The sequence below is a fragment of the Meiothermus hypogaeus genome, from assembly GCF_003574035.1.
Taxonomy (GTDB): domain Bacteria; phylum Deinococcota; class Deinococci; order Deinococcales; family Thermaceae; genus Meiothermus; species Meiothermus hypogaeus.
Genome location: NZ_QWKY01000021.1, coordinates 16,239 through 36,137, shown reverse-complemented (window position 1 = coordinate 36,137; position 19,899 = coordinate 16,239). Strand labels below are relative to the sequence as shown.

Sequence of the window (19,899 nt, the reverse complement as noted above, 5' to 3'; positions counted from 1 at the left end):
CATCCGCTATGCGTCAAACCCAGGTGATTGACCAAATCCAGGCCACCCTGCACGAGCGCAATGTGCTATCCAGGGCTTTTTTTGACCAGGAGGCGCACCGTCTGGCCGAGGCGTGCCGCGAGATGTCCGAACGGTTTCTGGCCCGGGGCCGTCTGCTGGCTTTCGGGCAAGGGGCTTACGCCACCGATGCACAGCACGTTTCGGTCGAGTTCGTACATCCGGTGATTGTGGGCAAGAGGGCGCTGCCGGCGCTCGACCTCTCGCTCCATTTCGGGCCCTGGCTTCAAGCGCTGCTGCAGCCCGAGGATATGGTGATGGGCTTTGCGCCGCCATCGGGCGATGTAGAGGTCGAGCGAGCCCTGGCGTTCGCCCGGCAAAAAGGGGCCCTGACCTTTGCCCTTACGGGCCAGGAGGCCGATTACGCCGTGGAAATCGCCACGTCCGACCCCTTCATTCACCAGGAAATTGTGGAAATTCTGTATCACGTGCTCTGGGAGACCGTTCACGTATTTTTTGAGCACCGCGAGAGCCGTCATGAACTGGGGGCGACCTCGTTTTTATACCCCTTTTTGAGCCGCGAAAAACAAGACACCAGCGCCTTGCTGGTTGAAGCCGCTCACTCCATCCGGATGAAGGTTGCCGAAGACGTCCGGCTAAGGCAGGCCGTGGCCGAACAGCAGTCCGAGGTCATCGCCCGCATGATAGACATGACAGCTGAGCGACTGAAGCAAGGGGGCAAGCTGATCCTCTTTGGCAACGGGGGCTCGGCTACCGATGCTAACGATCTGGCCCTGGACTGCGTAGCACCGCCCCAAGGCTGGAAGCCGGTTCCAGCAGTTTCGCTCTCGCTCGAGCCCGCCAGCATCTCGGCCATCGCTAACGATATAGGCCCCGAAGTCATCTTTCTGCGCCAGCTGATTGCCCAGGCCCGTCCCGAGGACGTTGCACTTGGCATCTCCACCAGCGGCGGCTCCAAAAACATTCTGCTGGCCCTGGAGGAAGCCCGCAAACGAGGGCTCTTGACCCTGGCGCTGCTCGGTTACGATGGGGGTGAGGTGCGCCGGCAAAACCTGGCCGACCTGACAATTGTGGTGCCTTCCGAGCATATCCCGCGCATCCAGGAAGTACAGGCTTCGGTCTATCACACCATTCGTGAACAGGTGGGGGCTTTATGGCGCTAGAGCTTTTTGGTACCCAGGGCTGTCCTTATACTGCCGAGCTGCGGGAAGACCTCGAGTGGCGTGGGGTAGCGTTTATCGAGTACGACGTGGAGGCCGACTTGGAGGCCCTTCAACGGATGCTCACCCTGACCCATGGGGGGCGCACCGTACCTGTACTGGTCGAAGATGGGCAGGTCAAGCAAATCGGCTGGCAGGGGCGGGGGTGTGTGGTGGGCGACATCCCTTCCTGAACAGCGCTTGCTGACGGAACTGGTGCGACAGGCTGTCGTGTCTGTCAGCTTTCTGGGTCTGCAAACAGCGGTGTCGAGAGATACTTCATCCCCGAGTCGCAGGCGATGGTTAGTACGCGTTTGCCCGGCCCCAGTTCGCGGGCTACCTGGAGGGCGGCCCAGATCATCCCGCAGGCACTCATCCCCACGAAAAGCCCTTCCTCTCGAGCCAGTGGCTTGGCCAGTGGGAAGGCGTCTTCTTCCAGCACTTGAATCACCCGATCCAGCATCTTCACATCCAGGTTGGGCGGTATAAAACCGGGCCCCATGCCCTGAAACTGATGCGAACCCATCTGGCCCCCGGACAGCACATTGCTGCGCCGGGGTTCGCAGGCGATAATCTGCACCTTGGGCAGCCGCTCCCGCAGGTACTTTCCGACGCCCATAATCGTCCCGCCGGTGCCCGACCCGTATACAAAGGCATCCAGCCGGCCCTGCATCTGCTCGAAAATCTCGGGGCCGGTGGTCTCGTAGTGGGCCCTGGGGTTGGCGGGGTTGTCGAACTGGTTGGGCATAAAGGCCCCCCGCTCGGCCACGATGCGCTGGGCCTCCTCGATAGCGGCCAGCATCCGGCGGCTGGGGTCGGTGAGTATTAACTCGGCCCCGTAGGCCCTGAGGATGCGCTTGCGTTCCTCCGACATCTGGGCCGGCATGGTCAGAATCAGTTTGTAGCCCCGGCTGGCCGCTACCATGGCCAGGCCGATGCCGGTGTTGCCGCTGGTGGGCTCCACAATCAGTTGCCCCGAGCCTGGTTTCAGGATGCCGCGTTCCTCGGCATCCTTGATCAGATACCAGGCCGTGCGGTCCTTGATGGAGCCGCCGGGGTTATCGCCTTCCAGCTTGACCCAGACTTCGGCCATGCCCGGCTCCACCACGCGCTTGAGCTTAACCACAGGGGTCTTGCCAATGACCTCTTCCACAAACATGGGTACAGCATAGGGCATGGACTGGATTTCGTATCCCGATCGGTTTACGATTATTTAATCTGAATGCTTTATACTCGGCTGTCTCGCGGAAACGAAGTATGGTTTCTGTGAATGGAGAGGAGTCTTTATGACCGCAAGCAAAGGCCAGGTTGTGACCATTCGCTATACGCTGCACGTTGAAGATGAGCTCATCGACCAGGGTGAGCTGGAGTATCTGCATGGGCATCGCAATATTGTGGTGGGGCTGGAAGAAGCGCTGGAAGGCAGGGCCGCTGGAGAACGGGTCGTGGTCTCGGTGTCTCCCGAAAAGGGTTATGGCCTCTACGATCCCGAAGGGGTTCAGGTCGTCGAGCGCGAGGCTTTTCCCGCCGACGCCGAGCTGGTGGAAGGGGCTATGTTTTATGCAGAAGATCCACAAGGCAACCCCATGCCCTTCACGGTATTGAGCGTGGACGGTAAAGATGTGACCATCGACTTCAACCATGCCCTGGCGGGCGAGACGCTGAACTTTGATGTCACCCTTGTGGCCATCCGGCCGGCAACAGCGGAAGAACTCGAGCACGGCCATGCCCACGGGGTACATGGACACAGCCACTAAAAAAGGCAGACAGCTGACGGCAGGGGAGATTTTCCCCTGCTTTCGATTTGCTTGCCTCGAGGGTGGTGGAGGGCCTGCTAGAATTCAACTATGCGGCAACTAGCCACCAGCCAGCCGGGTCGGCTCGAGGACGATTTTGTTATCAGCCTGTACCACAAATCCAAGCGGAACTTCTGGAATCCGCAAGACCTCGATTTCACCCAGGATCGCCACGACTGGGCCTCTTTGAGCGAAGCCCAACAAAAAGTCCTGCTGCATCTTTCGGCGCTTTTTGTCGGTGGTGAAGAGGCGGTCACGCTGGATCTGGCCCCCTATTTGCTCCATGTAAGCCAGCAGAGCCGCTACGACGACGCCCTGTATGTGGCGACCTGGACCTTTGAGGAGGCTAAGCATGCCGAGTTCTTTGACCGCTTTCACCGCGAGGTGGTGGGGGGCGCACCTGAACTGGCACTGTTCCACGTCGAATCCTGGCAGCAAATCTTTTACCAGGCACTGCCGCAAGCCATGAACGCGCTCCAGACCGACCCCTCTCCTACAGCAGAGGTTCGGGCGCTCGGCACCTACAACCTGATTGTGGAAGGGGTGCTGGCCGAGACGGGCTATCGCGCTTATAAAGAGGTGCTGGAAAAGGAAAACCTGATGCCGGGTTTGCGCAAGGGACTGGGCCATGTGCAGGCCGACGAGGGACGCCACATTGCGTTTGGTCTGCATAACCTGAGCAAGCTATTGCACCGCCATCCGCAAACTAAAGAGGTGCTGGAAGATGTGCTGGCCGAGCTGATTCCGGCTGCGGTTGGAACTGTACAGGAGGTTTTTGCTGCCCACCAACCCATGCCCTTCGACATTTCCGAACAGGATTTTGTGGACTACGCGCTACGGCAGATTCAGCACCGTACCGAGGTTTTAGAGCGGCCATTCAGTTCGGCCTGAATGGTGGTTTATCAGGAATAATACCGGATTCAAAAAGACAGTTTACAAAACCAAAAACACCAGAGGCTGTCTTTTTGAATCCTAGAGCACACACCTCCCTTGAGTACCGGCGCTAGCCGGGGACCGATGGCCCTTCACTGTCGGTCGGCGAAGAAAGCGTCTCCCTTCCAAGGGGCGGTATCGCCCTCCGCTACGCGGATAACTTCCAAGGGGCGGTATCGCCCTCCGCTACGCGGATAACTTCGGTTGGGTTAGTTCGTCACCCCTTGGTGACGAACTAACCGAATCTGGTATTACACCTGATCCGCCAGCGCGCTCTCTCGAGCCTATTGCGAAAAGCCACAGACGGACAAAGCAATTCATCAGGACTCGTTCAAGCAAAGAGTCCTTGCAACACCGGCTGACCTTTGGGAACTTTGAAAGCCAGGTATTCGTCTTTTAAGCGGAATAAAACCAGCAGATGTTGGGGCGTTTGCAAACGCATAAACAAGGGCAGGGCATAGCGGGCCTCGCCCCGTTCGATACGGGTGTGGCCCAGCGTGTAGGCCATGAAAAAGTCCTGGTTGCTTTGCATCAGGTTGGCCGTATAGAAAAGGGTTAAGTCGGCCTGATCCTTTTCCGCTCGAGCCAGGGCTTCCCAGACCAGTTCCTGAGCCTGGTGGGTGGTCAGGTATTCGCCCTGCACCAGGCCCAACCGTCCATAAAAGGCAGCGGGAAACCGCTTAAACTCGTAGTAAAACCCTTCTGGACTATGCCACCAGCGAACAATTTCGTTCTCGCCGGGATTGCCCTGGGCGCTCTCGAGGGCATACTCGCGGGCCAGCGCCAGGGGCTTCAGGTCGGGAAACTCACCGGACTCCATACCCTCTAGCAGTAGCCGCTGGGGGTCTATTTCAAATCCTGTCATGGCTGTTTACCTGAATGAAACTCCCCGCTACGGGTGATTAGCGAAGGTGAGGTCAAAACGGGCTTGTCTCCAGTATGCAGCGCAGTGATGCCCCCGGTGAAAAGCTGATAGCGGGTGCTAAAGCCTGCTTTGCTCATCATATTTGCAAGGGTCGAGGGATCTGGGAAGCGCTCCACCGATTCCGGCAGGTAGCGGTAGGCCGAGGCGCTGCCGGAAATTAACCCACCGATCAGAGGCAGGATGCGGGTGAAGTAGAACCGGTACAGGACCCCAAGGCCACTTTTAGGCGGTGGCGGAAACTCCAGAATGCACAGCCTTCCACCGGGCGTAATCACCCGGTACAGTTCGGCCAGCGCTCTGGGGTAGTCGGCAAAGTTGCGAAAGCCGAACGCGATGGTCACTGCATCGAAGTGCTGGTCGGGGAAGGGCAGCTTAAGAGCATCGGCTTCAACAAAAGGAATCGAAAGTCCGGCTTTTTGGGCTTTTTGTCGAGCCAGCTCGAGCATCGGGGGCGCAAAATCGCCGCCAATCACCTCGGCCTGAGGTGCAACTTTCTTTAATAGCAAAGCAATATCACCGGTACCGGTAGCCAGGTCGAGGATGCGTCCCGGGTTTTTCTCCAGGGCGGCCTTAACTGCGGCTACACGCCAGACCCGATCCACCCCTGCAGAAAGTATCCGGTTGAGCAGGTCGTAGCGCGGGGCAATCTCGGAAAACATCTTTTGAATGGCCTGGGCTTTGGCCTCGGTAGCGTTTTGCACTCACAAAGTTTAGCACTGTGGAAGGTTGATGGATTGGAGTGGACTGCAAAGTCGGCAGGTTTAACCGTGGCCCGAATTTGATAACCAATGCAAATGGGAATGACAATTGCCTGGGCTGCGAACTACTACCCAAATGGTGTGCGCGGTGTAGAATCCGCTCTGAGGAACTTATGAGTCGGTATTGGTTTTTGATGGTGGGGGGGCTGGTGCTGTTGATCATGATCCTGGCTCCCTGGGCAGTTCCGCTACGGGAGTTTGATGGTACGGGCTACCTGCTCAATCCGCTGGGGGTCATGAATCCCAAGGGTCTAACCCTGCCGCAAGGTCTGACCTTCAACTGGCTTGGGGTCGCTTTTGGTTTGTGGATCCTGCTGCTGTTGGCAGCCAGCGCGGCGCTGTTTGTGCCCAATGCAGAAACCAGGGCTCGAGTGCTTTATATCCTGGGTGGCGTTGGTATCGCCATTTTTGCCATTGAGGCGCTTCTTTTTTACCAGGCTATCAGTGCTGTAAACGATGCGGCGGTTGCTGCTGGGGCACGTCGCCCACCCCTACGGCGATTTGCGCTATCGCTGGGTATCTATGCTGGATTTTTCTACTCCCTGGGGCTACTGTTATTGGCCCGAATGCAGCTACCGGGCGGCCTGGCCTTCCTGGTGCGTTTTCGGGGCGTGGTGGTGCCCATCGTTTCGCTGTTGCTGGCGGTGGTGCTAGGGGCAGTGGTAGTGGCCATTCTGCGGCCCGGCCTGGGTACCCAAGGGGTAGAAGGGCTGGGGCTGCGCGAGCTGATCGCAGGGAAACTTGATCTGGTGACCTATACTTTCCAGATTTTGTTCAGCCCTATCCTGAACGTGACCGGCATCTTTACCAGCCTGGGCTTTGCCACCCCCCTTATTTTTACAGGCCTTGCAGTAGCCTTTGGATTCCGTGCGGGGATGTTTAATATCGGCGCACCCGGCCAGCTTACGATGGGTGCGCTCTTTGCTATGTTGGTGGGTGTGTATCTGCCGCTGCCGGGCTGGTTGTTGCTACCTGCGGCCATCGCAGCAGCAGCGTTGGGAGGGGCCTTGTGGGGGGGTATTGTGGGCTGGCTCAAGGCCCGCTTTGGTGCCAACGAGGTCATCAATACCATCATGATGAACTACATTGCGGCCTCGGTGTTGCTGTTCATGATTGCTGCCAACGAGTACCGCTTTTTTGGACAAACCGTACGCCTGCCCTTCAAAGCCGAGGGTTTCGAAGGGCGCAGTGAGGAAATGCAAGAAGGAGCCCGAATCCCCTTGATGATCAATATCATCGCACCCAATGGCACTTTTTCTTGGGCCCTGCCGCTTGCAGTTATAGCCAGCCTGGGGGTTTATTACGCTCTAAGGCGATTAGAACTGGGAAGGCGTTTGCTGTTTTCGCTGGGTGCGCTGGTGCTGGGGTTCGTGGTGGGGGGCTTTTTGCCCGGTTTCCCGGTCACCATCAGTTCGGCGCTGGCCTCGCAGTTGCTCAACGGCTCGTTCCTGATTGCCATTCTGGCTCTGCTGTTTTACAACTTCTACCTGTTCCGCACCTCGGCCGGTTACGAGCTACGGGCTACCGGTCTGGCGCCTAAAGCCGCCGAATATGCAGGGGTTAACCTGAGGCGAAAAATGATTCTGGCCATGGTGATTTCCGGTGCGCTGGCCGGCCTGGCCGCCACGCACTATGTGCTGGGGGCCGGTATGGATGGCACCTATCGGCTCAAGACCGCCATTCCCTCGAGCGTAGGTTTCGACGGCATCGCGGTGGCCCTGATGGGCCAGAACATGCCCCTGGGAATCTTTCTCTCGGCCACCCTGTTTGGGGTACTGCTGGCCGGCGGGGTCTCGCTGAACGCGCAACTCGGCATTAGTAACCAGATTATCCAGGTCTTGCAGGCCCTGATTATCCTCTTTATCGCGGTAGGAGGGTTGCTGCCCCGCTACTTCACCGACCCCCTGCGGGCAGCCCAGATCGAAACCGAGGCCCGTGCCGAGCAGGAGACCCGCCAAGCCAAGTCCGCACCGGCGGCAGGAGACTAACCGTATGGAAATCGTCATTGCGCTTTTCTTCTCAACCCTGCGGCAGGCCGCCCCACTTTTGCTGACCTCGCTGGGCGGACTATTCTCCGAGCGTAGTGGGGTAGTGAATATCGCCCTCGAGGGCATGATTCTGTTCGGCGCGGCGGCAGCGGCCATTACAGTCAACCGCATCGAGGTGGCCACAGGGGGCCTCGAGGCTTTCTGGATTCCCTGGGTGGGGTTGCTGGCCGGGGCCACAGTAGGCGGCCTGGTGGGTCTGGTTCATGCCATTGCCTCCATCAAGTACCGCGCCGACCAGATTGTCTCCGGTACCGCCATCAACATCGCGGCCCTGGGGGCCCCCTCGATTGTCTTGCAGGTGCTCTACAACAACACCTCCACTTCCCAAGAAGTGCAGAACCGTCTGCCCAATGTAGATCTGGGGCCTAGCAGCGTCTCCATCCTGGTTATTTTCGCCTTTTTGCTGGTGCCGGTGGTCTGGTGGGTGTTGTTCAAAACCCCCTGGGGTCTGCGGTTGCGGGCGGTGGGCGAGCACCCCGAAGCAGCCGAGACCATGGGTGTGAATGTGATCCGTATGCGCTACACGGCCGTGATTTTGTCGGGGGTGCTGGCCGGGATTGCAGGCGCGTATCTGTCGATCGGGTTCCTCAACCAGTTCATTCGGGCCATGAGCGCGGGGGCCGGTTTTATTGCCCTGGCTGCGCTCATTTTTGGCAAGTGGCATCCGTTTGGCGTGCTGGGGGCAACCTTGTTGTTCGGCTTTGCCCAGGCCCTGGCCATTCAGCTTCAAGGTGGCGATATTCTGCCGGCCACCATCGTGCAAGCCCTGCCCTTCATCCTGACCATGCTGGTGCTGGCGGGCTTTATCGGGCGGAGCCGTCCGCCCGCGGCGGTGGGCAAACCCTACGATAAATAGGGCAGAGCGATCAGGGTTAATGTGCGGCTCTATGGCTCGAAGGCCCGGGTGGGCACCAGTTGCACGTACGCTACCGCCCGGGCAACCGTGGAGAAACCCAGCAAGAGCAGGTACATGGCTACCTGGAAGGGTAGCCAGGTGGACAGGGTCGAGACCAACACGAGCGACTCGAGGATGGCAATCAGCAGGAGGTGGTTCAAAAGCCCTCCCTGTTGCATCAAATCCCAGCCCTTGCGAATCGCTTTGGGCCAGGTCTGGTCGTCGTCGACCATGATCTGGAAGGTATAAAACCACAGCAGGTTGATGGCGGCCAGACCCAAATACCCCAGCAAAGAAGCCAGCAGGGCGTTCGGTACGGCAACGGGGAGGCCCACCACAAACGCCGCCAGGGCGCTGGTCACAAACACGATGCCGGCCACGATGTTGTGCCCGGTGGTGTTGCCCCAAAGGGCCTGGGGATCCCACTGGCCGGTGCGGGCATAGCGCATCAGCACGGTATAGACGCCTACCTGCATGGGCCCGGCCATCAGGCCCAGGGTAAAAATGCTAACCAGCAGGGCTTGCACCAGCAACCACACAATGCCCACGGGGTGCTGGGCCAAAAGCCCAAAGCTACGGGTGAGAGCCCGGCCGATGTCAAGCACCCTACACCTCCAGCCACTCGCTAGGTGATACCAGATTCGGTTGATTCGCTACCGTTCGGTAACGAATCAACCCGAGCGAAGGGAGTGCTCTAGGATTCAAAAAGACAACCTCTGGGGTTTTTGGTTTTGTAAGCTGTCTTTTTGAATCCGGTATCATGGGTTGCGTGAGCCTGTTGTAGCGGGCATGGTCGAACCAAGTCTAGCAGAGCATCGGGATTTCAAGATACGACCTGCTGGGTTGGCGTCTTGGGCTAAGTCTGTCTGTCCAGGTAAATCGGCGGCTGGGCACATTTCCAGCCAGCCTGAAGAAATTGCAGAAGGTTCTATCGCTCCTGCTTTAGTTCACTCTTGTGAACTGTTACCCAGCTGCCTTCCTCGGTAATCAGATCCACGGTTCCGGCCAGGGGGTTGAGTTTGGCGACCTTGCCGCAGGTGCCCTGGATGCTACAGGCTTTGGAATTCTTGCGGGGCAGGTCGGCCAGAAGCTCCTGGTAGTGTTCGTGTTCGTACTGCAAGCAACATAGCAGGCGTCCGCAGGGTCCAGAGATTTTTTCCGGGGAAAGGGGAAGCTGCTGGTCGCGGGCCATCTTGATGGAGACCTGGGCAAAGTCCTGCAGCCAGCTCGAGCAGCATGACTCCATTCCGCAGGCCCCCAGGGTGCCCAGGTAGGCGGTCTGGTCGCGGGGGCCCAGGGCGATGAACTCCACTCGAGCCCCCGCCAGCTTGTTCAGTTCGTTGACCCAGCGCCGCAGGTCTATGCGCTCCTCGGCGGAGTAGTGCACCGAGATGTGGTTGCCGTCCAGGGTGAACTCGCAGCCCAGCACTTTGGCCCGGATGCCCTCGCGGCGCAGGCGGGCTTTGAGCCACCACTGTACCTCTTCGCCGCGGCTTTTCAGGCGGGCGTGGTTATCCAGGTCTTCCGGGGTAGCAACGCGTACCACTTCGCCCACAGCGTTGCCCAGGTGGGGTTCAGTGCGCACCTTGGCAAGTTCCAGCCCCCGTGCGGTTCTTACCACCACCCAGCTACCGACCGGAGGGGGCAGGTCGCTATACTTGTAGTCGTAAATTTTGGGGCCATGCGTGAATCGCACGCCAACACACTCCATGAAAACCTCCCAAAAGGGCCAGATGCCTGTGGCCCGTGAGTCGTCACGAGACGGATTACACAGCGCATGCAATCCGAGTCTAGAGTAAAGCAGATTGACTCTAGAAATCTAGAGCCGCGCCAGCTTGAGGGCCAGCCAGGTCTGGACCAGATCCTCACTTACATAAGCGGAAAGGGCGTCCTGGGCGCGACTTAGAGCCTCGAGGGCCTCTTTGTAGGCCGGGCTTTCCATTTGAAGCTGTCCCAACCGCCGCCCCAGGTAGGGGAGGGCGTCGTCCGTCTCCAGTAGAAGCTTCAGGGCCTCTAAGGTGGGGGCAGGCCCGGCCCGCAAGGCTTCCAGTACCCCCTGGACGCGGCTTTCTAGCCGGGCAAACTCGGCGGGATGCTCCAGAGCCCAGCGCACTCTACCCGGCGACCCCTGAGCAAAGGCCAGTACCTCGGGGTCGGTGGTCAGGGTGCGAAGCTCGGCCTCGGGCAAAGGGGAGAAACCGACCTCGAGGCTCCGGCTGGCCAGGGTGGGCAGCACCAGCTCGCGGCTGGGGGCCACCAGAATCAGCCGAGCAAAAGCCGGGGGCTCTTCCAGCACCTTCAGCAGGGCATTGGCGGCAGACTCCCCCAGCCAGTGCGCCCCATCAATGACCGCGACCTTGGTCTTGAAGCGGGGGTAGGTGGCGATCCAGTCCAGCAAGTTGGTTTCCTCGCTGCCCTCGCGGGGCGCAATTTGCTCGAGGCGGATTTGCAGAAGGCGGGCTTTTCTGCCGGTCTTGGTCTCGGTCTGGGGGGCAATTTCCAGGTAGTCGGCGTGGGGCTCGAGGCGGCAAGAGGCACAGCAACCACAGGGCGGAAACCCCCCTTCGCAGTTGAGCCCCGCGGCAAACCACCTCGCCACCGTCCGGCGCCCCACCCCTTCCGGGCCGGTAAAGAGCAAGGTTTGCGCCTGCAGCCTGGGCAATAGCTCGAGAATTCTTTGATGGCCGAGGATTTGCATGGCTGTTTGTCTAAGAAGATAAAAAGTAGTATCGGTATGCCTGTGGACTGGTCAGACCATCATCTTGCAGTTGCTTTCGGCCTTCGGCTTTGAGCTGGCCTTGTTGCGATAAAGTTTCCGAGGCTCTTTTCCGCTACTTTCCCAGCACCAGCCGCTCGTAGAGCCACATGGGGAACTGCTCGTGGTGCAGGCGTGCAAGCACGTGCTCGAGGTTGTACTTGGCGCGGAAGAACTCCACAGTGTCTTCTTCGGGATCCCAGATGGCGTAGGCCGCTCCGGTCACGCCATCCCGCGGCTGGCCGGTGGAGCCGGGGTTGATGATGGCCCTGGCCTTGGGCGCAACGATCAGTTCGCCGCCGTTGGCGTAGCGCTGGTATCGCACCCAGCGCCCCTGGGGGGTGCTGACATCGGCGGTGGTGGCTTGGCCGCGCACGGTGGTGCTTTCCAGGCTCAGGTAGCTACCGGCCAGGTGGGTGTGCCCGTGGAAAATCCAGCGGTGGCTCACACGGTTGAACACCTCCCGGGCCTGCTCCACCTCTTCCAGGTAGGCCAGCGGGTCCAGCGGACTGCCGTGGACCAGCAGCGCACCCTCGACCTCTGCGGTCCAGGGCAGCCTGGACAGATACTCGCGGTTCTCGGGACTGATGCGCTCGGCTTGCCAGGACAAAATTTCCAGCACCGGCCCTTCAATCTGCATGGATTTGATCTCCAGCAGCCAGATATCGTGGTTGCCCATTACGCCCTTGGCGTTTACCGAGCGCAACCAGTCCAGTACCCGGTTGACATCGGGGTAGTAGCCCACCGCATCGCCCAGAAAGAGTACCTGGTCGTAGCCCCTGGCTTCCTTGAGGACGGCCTCGAGGGCGGGCCAGTTGCCATGAAGGTCAGACACAATCAGGTAGCGCACAACACCCCCATCATACCTGGCCCTTGTGGAAATGCGTTGTGAAACCAGGAGGGAATTACCAGGTCGAACAACCCTTTTCTCAACCTTGCACTTTATGCCGGCAGCCCCTCCCGATTTGGCGGGCCATTTCAAGCATGTACAAGAAAGTGTCCAGCCGGGTTGTTTAGGGGGCTGGTTACCCCCGGAGCTTGAAGCGCTGAATCTTGCCGGTGGTGGTAAGGGGTAGCTCGTCCACGAAGTGAATCTCCCGGGGGTAGGCATGGTGCCCTACTCGCCGGCGCACCTCCTCTTGCAGCGCCTGGGTCAGGGCCGGAGAGCCGGACTGCCCCTCGCAGAGCTTGACATGGGCTACAACACGCTGACCGCGTTCGGCATCGGGCATTCCCACCACCGCCACCATGGCCACCGCCGGGTGGTGCAACAGGGCTTCCTCCACCTCGAAGGGGCTGATGCGATACCCGGCTGCCTTGATCAGGTCGTCGGCGCGGGCCTTGAACCACAGGTAGCCTGCCTCGTCTTTGCTGCCCAGGTCGCCGGTTTTCAGGTAGGGGCCGACGTACTTTTGCTGGGTGGCCTGGGGGTTGTTCCAGTAACCCAGGAAGGCCACCGGGTCGGGTGTCCGCAGGGCAATTTCGCCCACTTCCCCAGGGGGGAGGGGCTGGCCGGCTTCGTCAATGATTTCGACCCGGTGCCCGGGGTAGGGCAGGCCCATCGAACCGGGGCGGATGGGGTCGGTGGTGTAGGAGTTGCCGACCAGCAGGTTGGCCTCGGTCTGGCCGTAGAACTCGTTGACCGGCAGGCCCAGGTTTTCCTGCACCCAGGCCAGAAGCTCGGCGCCCAGGGGTTCGCCCCCGGAGTGGATGCTTTGTAGGGCGGGCGGAGCCTTGACCCGGCCCAGTTGCCGCAGCAGCTTGAGGGCGGTGGGGAAGAGGAAGGTGTGCGTGACCCCCTGATCGTGCAGCAGGTGCAGGGCTTCCTCGGGGTCGAAGCGCCGGGTGCGGTAGGCCACCACGGTGTAGCCGTGGGCCCAGGCACAGAGCAGCACATTCAGCAAACCCCCAATCCAGGCCCAGTCTGCCGCCGACCAGTAGCGAGCTTCCTCACCTGGAAAGTTGCAAAAAAGCCGGAAGCCGGGCAGGTGCCCAATAATCGTGCGGTGGGGCAGGAGCACGCCCTTGGGTTTGCCGGTGGTGCCGGAGGTGTAGATCAGGATGGCCGGATCTTCGGCCTGCGTAGGGTGGGTCTCGAAGCTGGGTTGAGCGGCTTGCAGCAAATCCAGAACTTGATCCTGGTAGATAACACCGATTTCTGCGGGCAGGTTGGTGTTCAGGGCTTGCAGGGTACCCCGGTCGGCAATCAGCAGGCGGGCCCCGGAGTGCTCCAGGCGGTAGAGCAGGGCATCCTCGCCAAACAGCACCGAGAGCGGCAGGGTGATGGCCCCCGTCTTGTAGACGGCCAGGTGGGCCAGGGCGAGCTCGAGCGACTGCCCCATCAAAAGCCCTACCCGGTCGCCCGGCTGCAAACCGTGGGCCTGTAGCACGTTGGCCAGGCGGCTCGAGAGGGTGTGTAGCTCGGCGAAGGTGGTCTGTCGCCCCAGTTGCGGCTCGACGAGGCCGATGCGACCAGGCGTTCGTTGGGCCGCCTTTTTTACGGTGGCGTCTGCAATGTTATACAAAGCCGGAACTTCCCAGCGAAACTGCTGGGCGAGCACCGCCCTGGGGGCTGGATTAAACCTCAGGTTGTCCACCAGCGACAAATATACCTTTGAAGGGGGATATTCTGCTATTGTGCAAACCATCATGCGTCACACCGATTGGCTGGAATCCCTGCTGGCCGAACGCACCCGAACCTTTGTGGATGAGTTTGGCAGCTTTTATGCCTGGCTCGAGGGCTCGTATGGGGGCGATACCCTGCTGCTGTGGATGAGCAACTCCATGGTGGAAGAGGTTGTGCCCCAGCTACCCAGACGCTTCAAGGGAAGAATTGTGCTGGGCCTCGACGTCTCCGAAGACCACATGGTTCCCTTTGCAAGGGCCCTGCACTGGGCCAACCCCCGCCGGGCGCTGGTGGTGTGTTCGGGTGAAGGAATAGGCATCGCCTACCCTGGCCGCAAGGAAGTGGCCGAGGGCGAGTGGGTGCCCTGGGATGACCCGCGCGAGGCCCGGCAGCTCGAGGTGGCGCTCCGCCCCGAGTTTAGCTATTACGAACCAAGGGCCTACGCCCCCTGGGAAGCCCCCGCTCCGGCTCCACTGCCCACCATCGAGGGGCCCCGGGTGGGGGCCGTGGGTTGGGAGCAGGGTATACCCACCTATGGCCTGGGTTTGGTAGGCTTAGATAAGAATCTCGAGGCCCTGCTGCGGGTGTGGCGTATGCGCTAACCCGCAAGGCCCACAGGAGGAGAAAAACGTGCTGTTTGCCATCTTGTTCACCATCGGTTCGATTCTGGTCACCTGGCTTTTGTACCTGGCCCTGCGCCCCCGCACCCTCGAGGTCGAAAGCGAGGGGGCTGACTTGCGCTACATCGGCATGGCCCTGGTGCTGATTATTCTCACCGCCGCCACGGTAGCCTCGATGCTGATTCTGGGTAAGCTCGGACAAGTCAACATCAGTTTTTGAGCTCCAGGCTAGCCCACCCAGACCCCCGGCCTGTGGCCGGGGCGTTCTTGTTTCTGCGTGCGTAAACTGTTAACGCCTCGATCCTGCGCCAGGATCAGGGAAGGCTGCTATCCTGGCCTGGGTTTTTCTGGGCTGCGGTTTTCTAGACATAAAGGTACCGATCCGTTTTGAAACTCGGCTTAACCCCCGAGCATAACGCTCATCTGTATGCAGACCGTCGAGGGCAGATTTACGTTGGGTTACCCTTAGCTCTCCTGCGGTAGCGGCTCAACATTCCGCCCGTCGCGCCCTAATACCCGTACAAAAAACCCCGCAGAATGCGGGGTGATTTGGGCCTTGGCTATGGGCTATCGGCTGTAGGCCTCAGGCTATATACAGCGACAGCACAGCAAAATACATGCCCGCACTGCCCAATAGCACAAACACGTGCCAGAGGCCATGAAAACCCACCAGCCGGGGCAGCAGGTTGGGCCATTTGGCGGCATAGACCACGGCCCCCAAGCTGTAGGCCACCCCGCCCGCAATCAGGAAGCCCAGCGCGAGGGGGTTCAGGGCCAGCTTGGGCAGCAAAAAGACCGAGAGCCAGCCCATGCCCAGGTAGGTCGCGGTATAAAGCCAGCGCGGGGCCTTGAGCGTGACCAGCTTGAGGCCCACCCCCAGCGACGCCAGGCCCCAGACCAGGCCCAGGGCCCAGGGCCGCCAAGCGGGCTCCATGGCTTGCAACAGCACCGGGGTATAGGTTCCGGCGATGAATAAAAAAATGGCCGCGTGGTCGAGCTTGCGCAACCACAACAAGGCCCGCTCCGAGACCCGCAGGGCGTGGTAGAGCGCGGAGGAGGTGTACATCAGGATCATGGTCAGGCCAAATACCAGCGCCCCCACGATTTTGGCGGCGTTGCCCTGGGTGAAAAACAACAAGGCAACCATGCCAACCAGGCCGAGCACTGCACCCGCTGCGTGGGAAAAGGTATTAAACGGCTCACGAACCGTAGTGGTGGAAGAAAGACGAAAGCGGTTTTTCATAACTGGGGAAGATTGTCTTGTTTCATAATTCCAAGACGATTACGCATTTAGTGTAGCAGTGAAAACATGAGATAAATACAATTTTCTCAAATACTCGAGGTCGGCTATTCGGTGGAGTTTGAACCATCATCTGGCGCTAATCGAACCGGCAGCAATTCTGCTAGCCTGAGCTTCAAATGACCCCCTTGCATCGGCTAGGCCTGGCGATAGTACTGGCAGCGGCCTGTGGCGTGTTTTTTGCTGCCAAGCCAGAGCCTGTAACTGACGAAGCAGCCCGGCGCATTCGGCTGTCCCCAGGGTTTGCCATCCAGATTTTTGCCGAAGGCTTTGAGGGTGCCCCCCGCATGATGACGGTGGGGCCCGATGGGCACCTCTACCTGACCCTGATGTACGGAGGCCAGGTGGTACGGTTGCCCGACCGCAACCGCGATGGTCGGGCCGATGGCGTAGAGGTGCTGGCAGAGCACCTCGAGCTACCCCATGGATTGGAGTGGCACCAGGGCTGGCTTTATGTGGCTTTGAGCAACGCGGTCATTCGCATGCAACAAAAAGGAGCTACCTGGCAGCGCGAAACTGTCGTTGCCGATATTCCGGGCCCTTCCGGGCACTTCACCCGCACCCTGCACTTTGGCCCGGATGGCAAGCTGTACGTGTCGGTGGGCTCGGAGACCAACTTTGGCCCCGAGCGCGACCCCCGCCGGGCGGCCATTTTGCGCTACAACCCCGACGGTAGCGTACCCCAGGACAACCCCTTTGCGCGTGACCCCGACCCCCGCCGCCGGGTGGTCTGGGCCGAAGGGCTCAAGAACAGCGTAGACTTTACTTGGACGGGTAGGGGAGCGCTCTGGGCCACCCACAACGGCACCGATCACCTGGGCGACAACCTGCCCCCCGAAGAGGTGATTGTGGCGGTGCAGCCAGGGGGCTTTCATGGCTGGCCCTACTGCTATACGCCCGGGCTGGGCCTGAATCTCAAGGCCGAGCGTAGCGAGGTGCCCGACCCCCGCACCGATGGCTTCGACTGCCGCAAGGCGGTTCCGGCGCTATTTACGGCCCCGGCCCACTCGGCCCCGTTGGGCATGGCCTGGGGTGGCAGCCAATTTCCCCTGGAGTACCGCCAAAGCCTGTACATCGCCTACCACGGCTCGCTAGGGGTGCAAAACCCAGAGCAGTACCGCGACTGCAAAATTGAACGCTTCATCATTCAAAACGACCTTCCGGTGCGCTCCGAAGTGTTTGCCACCGGCTGGCGGGAGCCAGGGCAGATGTGCCGGGATGCCTGGGGCCGCCCGGTGGGGCTGGTGGTTGGCTCCGATGGCGCGATGTATGTCTCCGACGCCAAGGGGGGGCGGGTTTATCGGATCTGGTACCGGGGCAAATAATACCGGATTCAAAAAGACAGTTTACAAAACCAAAAACACCAGAGGCTGTCTTTTTGAATCCTGGAGCACACCCCTCCCTTGAGTACCGGCGCTAGCCGGGGGCCGATGGCCCTTCACTGTCGGTCGGCGAAGAAAGCGTCTCCCTTCCAAGGGGCGGTATCGCCCTCCGCTAAGCGGATAACTTCGGTCGGGGTAGTTCGTCACCCTTTGGTGACGAACTAACCGAATCTGGTATAAAGCGCTAAAGAGCACGGCAGCAGCTTTTACAGCGCCTTCCATAGCCAGGCGACACCTGGGCTTAGCCCAGCTTTTGCCTTACCAGTTCCTGCACCAGTTGGGGATTGGCCTGACCCTGGGTCTCGCGCATCACCTGGCCCACAAAAAAGCCCAGCAGGCCGGTCTTGCCGGCGCGGTAGGCGGCTACTTTGTCTGGGTTTTCGGCCAGGATTCGGTCAACGATTCTTTCCAGAGCCCCCTTATCGCTGACCTGCCGCAGACCCTTTTGGCGAATAATCTCAGCCGGGTCTGTACCGCTTTCCTGGGCTTCGGCCAGCACGTCCTTGGCGATGCGGGTGTTAATTTCACCCGCCTCCAAGAGCTTGACCAGGCCCGCCAGCCCTGCGGGCGTGACCCTGCACACACCTGTGCGGATGGCGGGGGCCAGGTCGTTGACCACCCAGTTGGCCAGTGCGGAAATGGGTGCCGACTGGCTAGCTAGCAACAGGAAGTCGGCCAGCCTGGGTTCGCGCGCCAGCACCAGCGCCTCGGCCTGGGGAATGCCCTGAGCCAGGAGGCTTTGCAGCCTGGACTCTTGATCTGGGGTGAGGATGACGGCGGGCTGTGGCGATGCCGGGCTTTCGGCCCTTTTTTTGCCGAGTGCTTTATGGCTGACAGTTTCACGTTTTTCTTCGACCTGCTCTGCGTTTCGTCCCCAGTTGTCCTTGAGCGTGACGATGCGGTTGAAGACCAGTGCGCCGGGTTTAGAGTCCGTGGGGTCTTGCCAGAAGTAGCCGTTGCGCTCGAGCTGGTAGCGGGTATCCGGGGGGTCTTGCAGCACGCTTCTCTCGATGTAGCCCTGCACGACCTCGAGGCTCTTGGGGTTGACAAAGCGCAGGAAGTCGTGGTCTTCGGGGGTTTCTGCTTCGTCCTCGAGTTCCTTGGCCTCGGCCTCGGGGTGCGGCACGGTAAAAAGCCGGTCATAAAGACGAAACTCGGCGGGCACGGCGTCCAGGGCGCTAACCCAGTGAATCACCCCGGCGGCTTTAGCCTCCTGGGGCAGCAAAGTACACAGGAGCTCGGTAACCTGACCGGCCCCGTCGGTCTGGTAGCGCTCGCAGCGGATGACCCCGGCCATCTTGAGCCGCACGGTTCCCCCCGGCGTCAGGCGCTTGAAGCCCTTGGGCGGGGTAATGGCAAAGTCGTCTTGCTCAATGTAGAGCTCCGGGGTAAGGGTCACGGTACGCGTGGCCTCGGCGGGCTGCACCCGGCGACCATCGGGTAGGGGCACCAGGCCATCGGGCGACTCCTGGATGACGTCTTGGGGCCAGTACGGAAGAGCTATGGTTCGGGGCTCGGCCAGGTTGGTGAGCACCACCTTGAGGGGCCGCAATACCGCCATTACGCGGGGGGCTGTGGTATTCAGGTCGTCGCGGATGGCCCCCTCGAGCAGGGCAATATCCACCGTCCGGTTGGTGCGCGAGATGCCGACCTGCCCGGCAAACCGCCGGATGGCCTCGGGCCGCACCCCACGCCGTCGCTGGCCGGCCAGGGTGGGCATCCGGGGGTCGTCCCAGCCGCGCACATAACCCCCTTCGACCAGCTTCCTCAGCTTGCGCTTGGAGACCACAGTGTATTCCAGGCTCCGGCGGCCAAACTCGTACTGATGGGGGCGGGGGGTCTGGTGGAGGGGTGGTTCGCCCCAGAGGTGGTCCATCAGCCAGTCGTAGATGGCCCGGTTGTCCACGAACTCGAGGCTGCACAGGCTGTGCGTCACCCCGTCCAGGGCATCGGTGGTGGCCTGGGCGAAGTCGTAAGAGGGGTAGATGCACCACGCTTTGCCGGTGCGGTAGTGCTCGGCGTGCACAATCCGGTAGAGCACCGGGTCGCGCAGCTTCATGTTGGGGCTGCTGAGGTCTATCTTAGCCCTAAGCACATGCTCGCCGTTGTGGAACTCCCCCGCCCGCATGCGGCGGAACAGGTCCAGGTTTTCCGCTACGCTGCGGTCGCGGTAGGGGCTGGGGGTGCCGGGTTTATCCACCGTGCCGCGCAGGCGGGCCATCTCCTCGGGCGGGACGCTGTCCACGTAGGCCAGGCCCTTCTGGATGAGTTTTTCGGCCATCTGATAGAGGGCTTCAAAGTAGTTGGAGGCATAGCTGACCGCAGGCCCCCAGTCCCAGCCTAGCCAGCCCATATCGGCGATCAGTGCCTCGGCGTACTCGGCCCGCTCGGCCTCGGGGTTTGTGTCGTCCATGCGCAAACGGCACTCCCCCCCGTAGTCGTGCGCGATGCCAAAGTCGATGTAGCTGGCAATGGCGTGGCCGAGGTGGGCGTAGCCGTTGGGCTCAGGGGGAAAGCGGGTGACGATCCTGGAGTAACGACCCGCACGCAAATCTTCATCGATAATCTCGGTGATGAAGTTGGGGGTTACTAAACGGGGTTTGTTCATTACCGTACTCATGCCAACATGCCAAGAATACACCGT

The 19,899-nt window shown here is 60.5% G+C and carries 19 protein-coding genes; 9 read left to right on the top strand and 10 right to left on the bottom strand.

Annotated elements, in window-relative coordinates; translation table 11 throughout:
• Positions 1-8: 8 nt before the first annotated feature.
• Positions 9-1,181 (top strand): SIS domain-containing protein, encoded by a 1,173-nt coding sequence (locus tag Mhypo_RS07485; protein WP_119340675.1) that lies wholly within the window; start codon positions 9-11, stop codon positions 1,179-1,181.
• The gene (locus Mhypo_RS07480) at positions 1,172-1,411 is read left to right on the top strand and encodes a Uxx-star family glutaredoxin-like (seleno)protein (protein WP_119340674.1); all 240 of its coding nucleotides are present in this window, start codon (positions 1,172-1,174) and stop codon (positions 1,409-1,411) included. Before Mhypo_RS07485 ends, Mhypo_RS07480 begins: the two co-directional genes overlap by 10 nt.
• A 44-nt stretch (positions 1,412-1,455) precedes the next feature.
• On the opposite strand, the gene cysK is transcribed toward Mhypo_RS07480, so the two are convergent.
• The gene (gene cysK, locus Mhypo_RS07475) at positions 1,456-2,376 is read right to left on the bottom strand and encodes a cysteine synthase A (protein WP_119340692.1); all 921 of its coding nucleotides are present in this window, start codon (positions 2,374-2,376) and stop codon (positions 1,456-1,458) included.
• A gap of 127 nt (positions 2,377-2,503) precedes the next feature.
• On the opposite strand from cysK, the gene Mhypo_RS07470 reads away from it, so the two are divergent.
• Complete coding sequence (locus Mhypo_RS07470) at positions 2,504-2,974, top strand: FKBP-type peptidyl-prolyl cis-trans isomerase (RefSeq protein WP_119340673.1); 471 nt, start codon at positions 2,504-2,506, stop codon at positions 2,972-2,974.
• 90 nt (positions 2,975-3,064) lie between these two features.
• Complete coding sequence (locus Mhypo_RS07465) at positions 3,065-3,904, top strand: R2-like ligand-binding oxidase (RefSeq protein WP_119340672.1); 840 nt, start codon at positions 3,065-3,067, stop codon at positions 3,902-3,904.
• Positions 3,905-4,277: 373 nt separating this feature from the next.
• Here Mhypo_RS07465 and Mhypo_RS07460 read toward each other — a convergent pair whose 3' ends face one another.
• Positions 4,278-4,811 carry a hypothetical protein gene (locus Mhypo_RS07460; RefSeq protein WP_119340671.1) on the bottom strand — a complete coding sequence of 178 codons (534 nt, stop codon included), beginning with the start codon at positions 4,809-4,811 and terminating at the stop codon, positions 4,278-4,280.
• Entirely contained in the window at positions 4,808-5,572 is a 765-nt protein-coding gene (gene ubiE, locus Mhypo_RS07455) for a bifunctional demethylmenaquinone methyltransferase/2-methoxy-6-polyprenyl-1,4-benzoquinol methylase UbiE (protein ID WP_119340670.1), read from the bottom strand. The genes Mhypo_RS07460 and ubiE overlap by 4 nt, the downstream gene beginning before the upstream one ends.
• Before the next feature lie 170 nt (positions 5,573-5,742).
• On the opposite strand from ubiE, the gene Mhypo_RS07450 reads away from it, so the two are divergent.
• Positions 5,743-7,617, top strand: coding sequence for an ABC transporter permease (locus tag Mhypo_RS07450; protein ID WP_119340669.1), 1,875 nt, complete (start codon positions 5,743-5,745; stop codon positions 7,615-7,617).
• Positions 7,618-7,621: 4 nt separating this feature from the next.
• Positions 7,622-8,533 carry an ABC transporter permease gene (locus tag Mhypo_RS07445; RefSeq protein ID WP_119340668.1) on the top strand — a complete coding sequence of 304 codons (912 nt, stop codon included), beginning with the start codon at positions 7,622-7,624 and terminating at the stop codon, positions 8,531-8,533.
• Positions 8,534-8,562: 29 nt separating this feature from the next.
• Here the strand turns inward: Mhypo_RS07445 and Mhypo_RS07440 are convergent, their stop codons facing one another.
• From Mhypo_RS07440 to Mhypo_RS07420, 5 genes are all read right to left on the bottom strand, one after another.
• On the bottom strand, positions 8,563-9,177 hold the full coding sequence (locus tag Mhypo_RS07440) for a hypothetical protein (RefSeq protein ID WP_119340667.1): 615 nt from the start codon (positions 9,175-9,177) through the stop codon (positions 8,563-8,565).
• 323 nt (positions 9,178-9,500) lie between these two features.
• The gene (locus tag Mhypo_RS07435) at positions 9,501-10,283 is read right to left on the bottom strand and encodes a PSP1 domain-containing protein (protein ID WP_119340666.1); all 783 of its coding nucleotides are present in this window, start codon (positions 10,281-10,283) and stop codon (positions 9,501-9,503) included.
• Positions 10,284-10,391: 108 nt separating this feature from the next.
• The gene (locus Mhypo_RS07430; RefSeq protein ID WP_119340665.1) at positions 10,392-11,270 is read right to left on the bottom strand and encodes a DNA polymerase III subunit delta'; all 879 of its coding nucleotides are present in this window, start codon (positions 11,268-11,270) and stop codon (positions 10,392-10,394) included.
• Between the two features lie 133 nt (positions 11,271-11,403).
• Complete coding sequence (locus Mhypo_RS07425; RefSeq protein WP_119340664.1) at positions 11,404-12,177, bottom strand: metallophosphoesterase family protein; 774 nt, start codon at positions 12,175-12,177, stop codon at positions 11,404-11,406.
• Between the two features lie 175 nt (positions 12,178-12,352).
• Positions 12,353-13,924: an AMP-binding protein gene (locus Mhypo_RS07420; protein WP_206074900.1), complete on the bottom strand. Its 1,572-nt coding sequence runs from the start codon at positions 13,922-13,924 to the stop codon at positions 12,353-12,355.
• A 40-nt stretch (positions 13,925-13,964) separates the two neighbouring features.
• Here Mhypo_RS07420 and Mhypo_RS07415 point away from each other — a divergent pair, with 40 nt between their 5' ends.
• Positions 13,965-14,555 (top strand): hypothetical protein, encoded by a 591-nt coding sequence (locus Mhypo_RS07415; RefSeq protein ID WP_119340662.1) that lies wholly within the window; start codon positions 13,965-13,967, stop codon positions 14,553-14,555.
• Between the two features lie 28 nt (positions 14,556-14,583).
• On the top strand, positions 14,584-14,793 hold the full coding sequence (locus tag Mhypo_RS07410; protein ID WP_119340661.1) for a hypothetical protein: 210 nt from the start codon (positions 14,584-14,586) through the stop codon (positions 14,791-14,793).
• Between the two features lie 363 nt (positions 14,794-15,156).
• Here the strand turns inward: Mhypo_RS07410 and trhA are convergent, their stop codons facing one another.
• The gene (gene trhA, locus Mhypo_RS07405; protein ID WP_119340660.1) at positions 15,157-15,816 is read right to left on the bottom strand and encodes a PAQR family membrane homeostasis protein TrhA; all 660 of its coding nucleotides are present in this window, start codon (positions 15,814-15,816) and stop codon (positions 15,157-15,159) included.
• 176 nt (positions 15,817-15,992) lie between these two features.
• Here trhA and Mhypo_RS07400 point away from each other — a divergent pair, with 176 nt between their 5' ends.
• A complete protein-coding gene (locus Mhypo_RS07400; protein ID WP_119340659.1) occupies positions 15,993-17,198 on the top strand; it encodes a PQQ-dependent sugar dehydrogenase in 1,206 nt (401 codons plus the stop codon).
• A gap of 298 nt (positions 17,199-17,496) precedes the next feature.
• Here Mhypo_RS07400 and Mhypo_RS07395 read toward each other — a convergent pair whose 3' ends face one another.
• Positions 17,497-19,875, bottom strand: coding sequence for a glutamine--tRNA ligase/YqeY domain fusion protein (locus tag Mhypo_RS07395; RefSeq protein WP_119340658.1), 2,379 nt, complete (start codon positions 19,873-19,875; stop codon positions 17,497-17,499).
• Between the last annotated feature and the right edge of the window lie 24 nt (positions 19,876-19,899).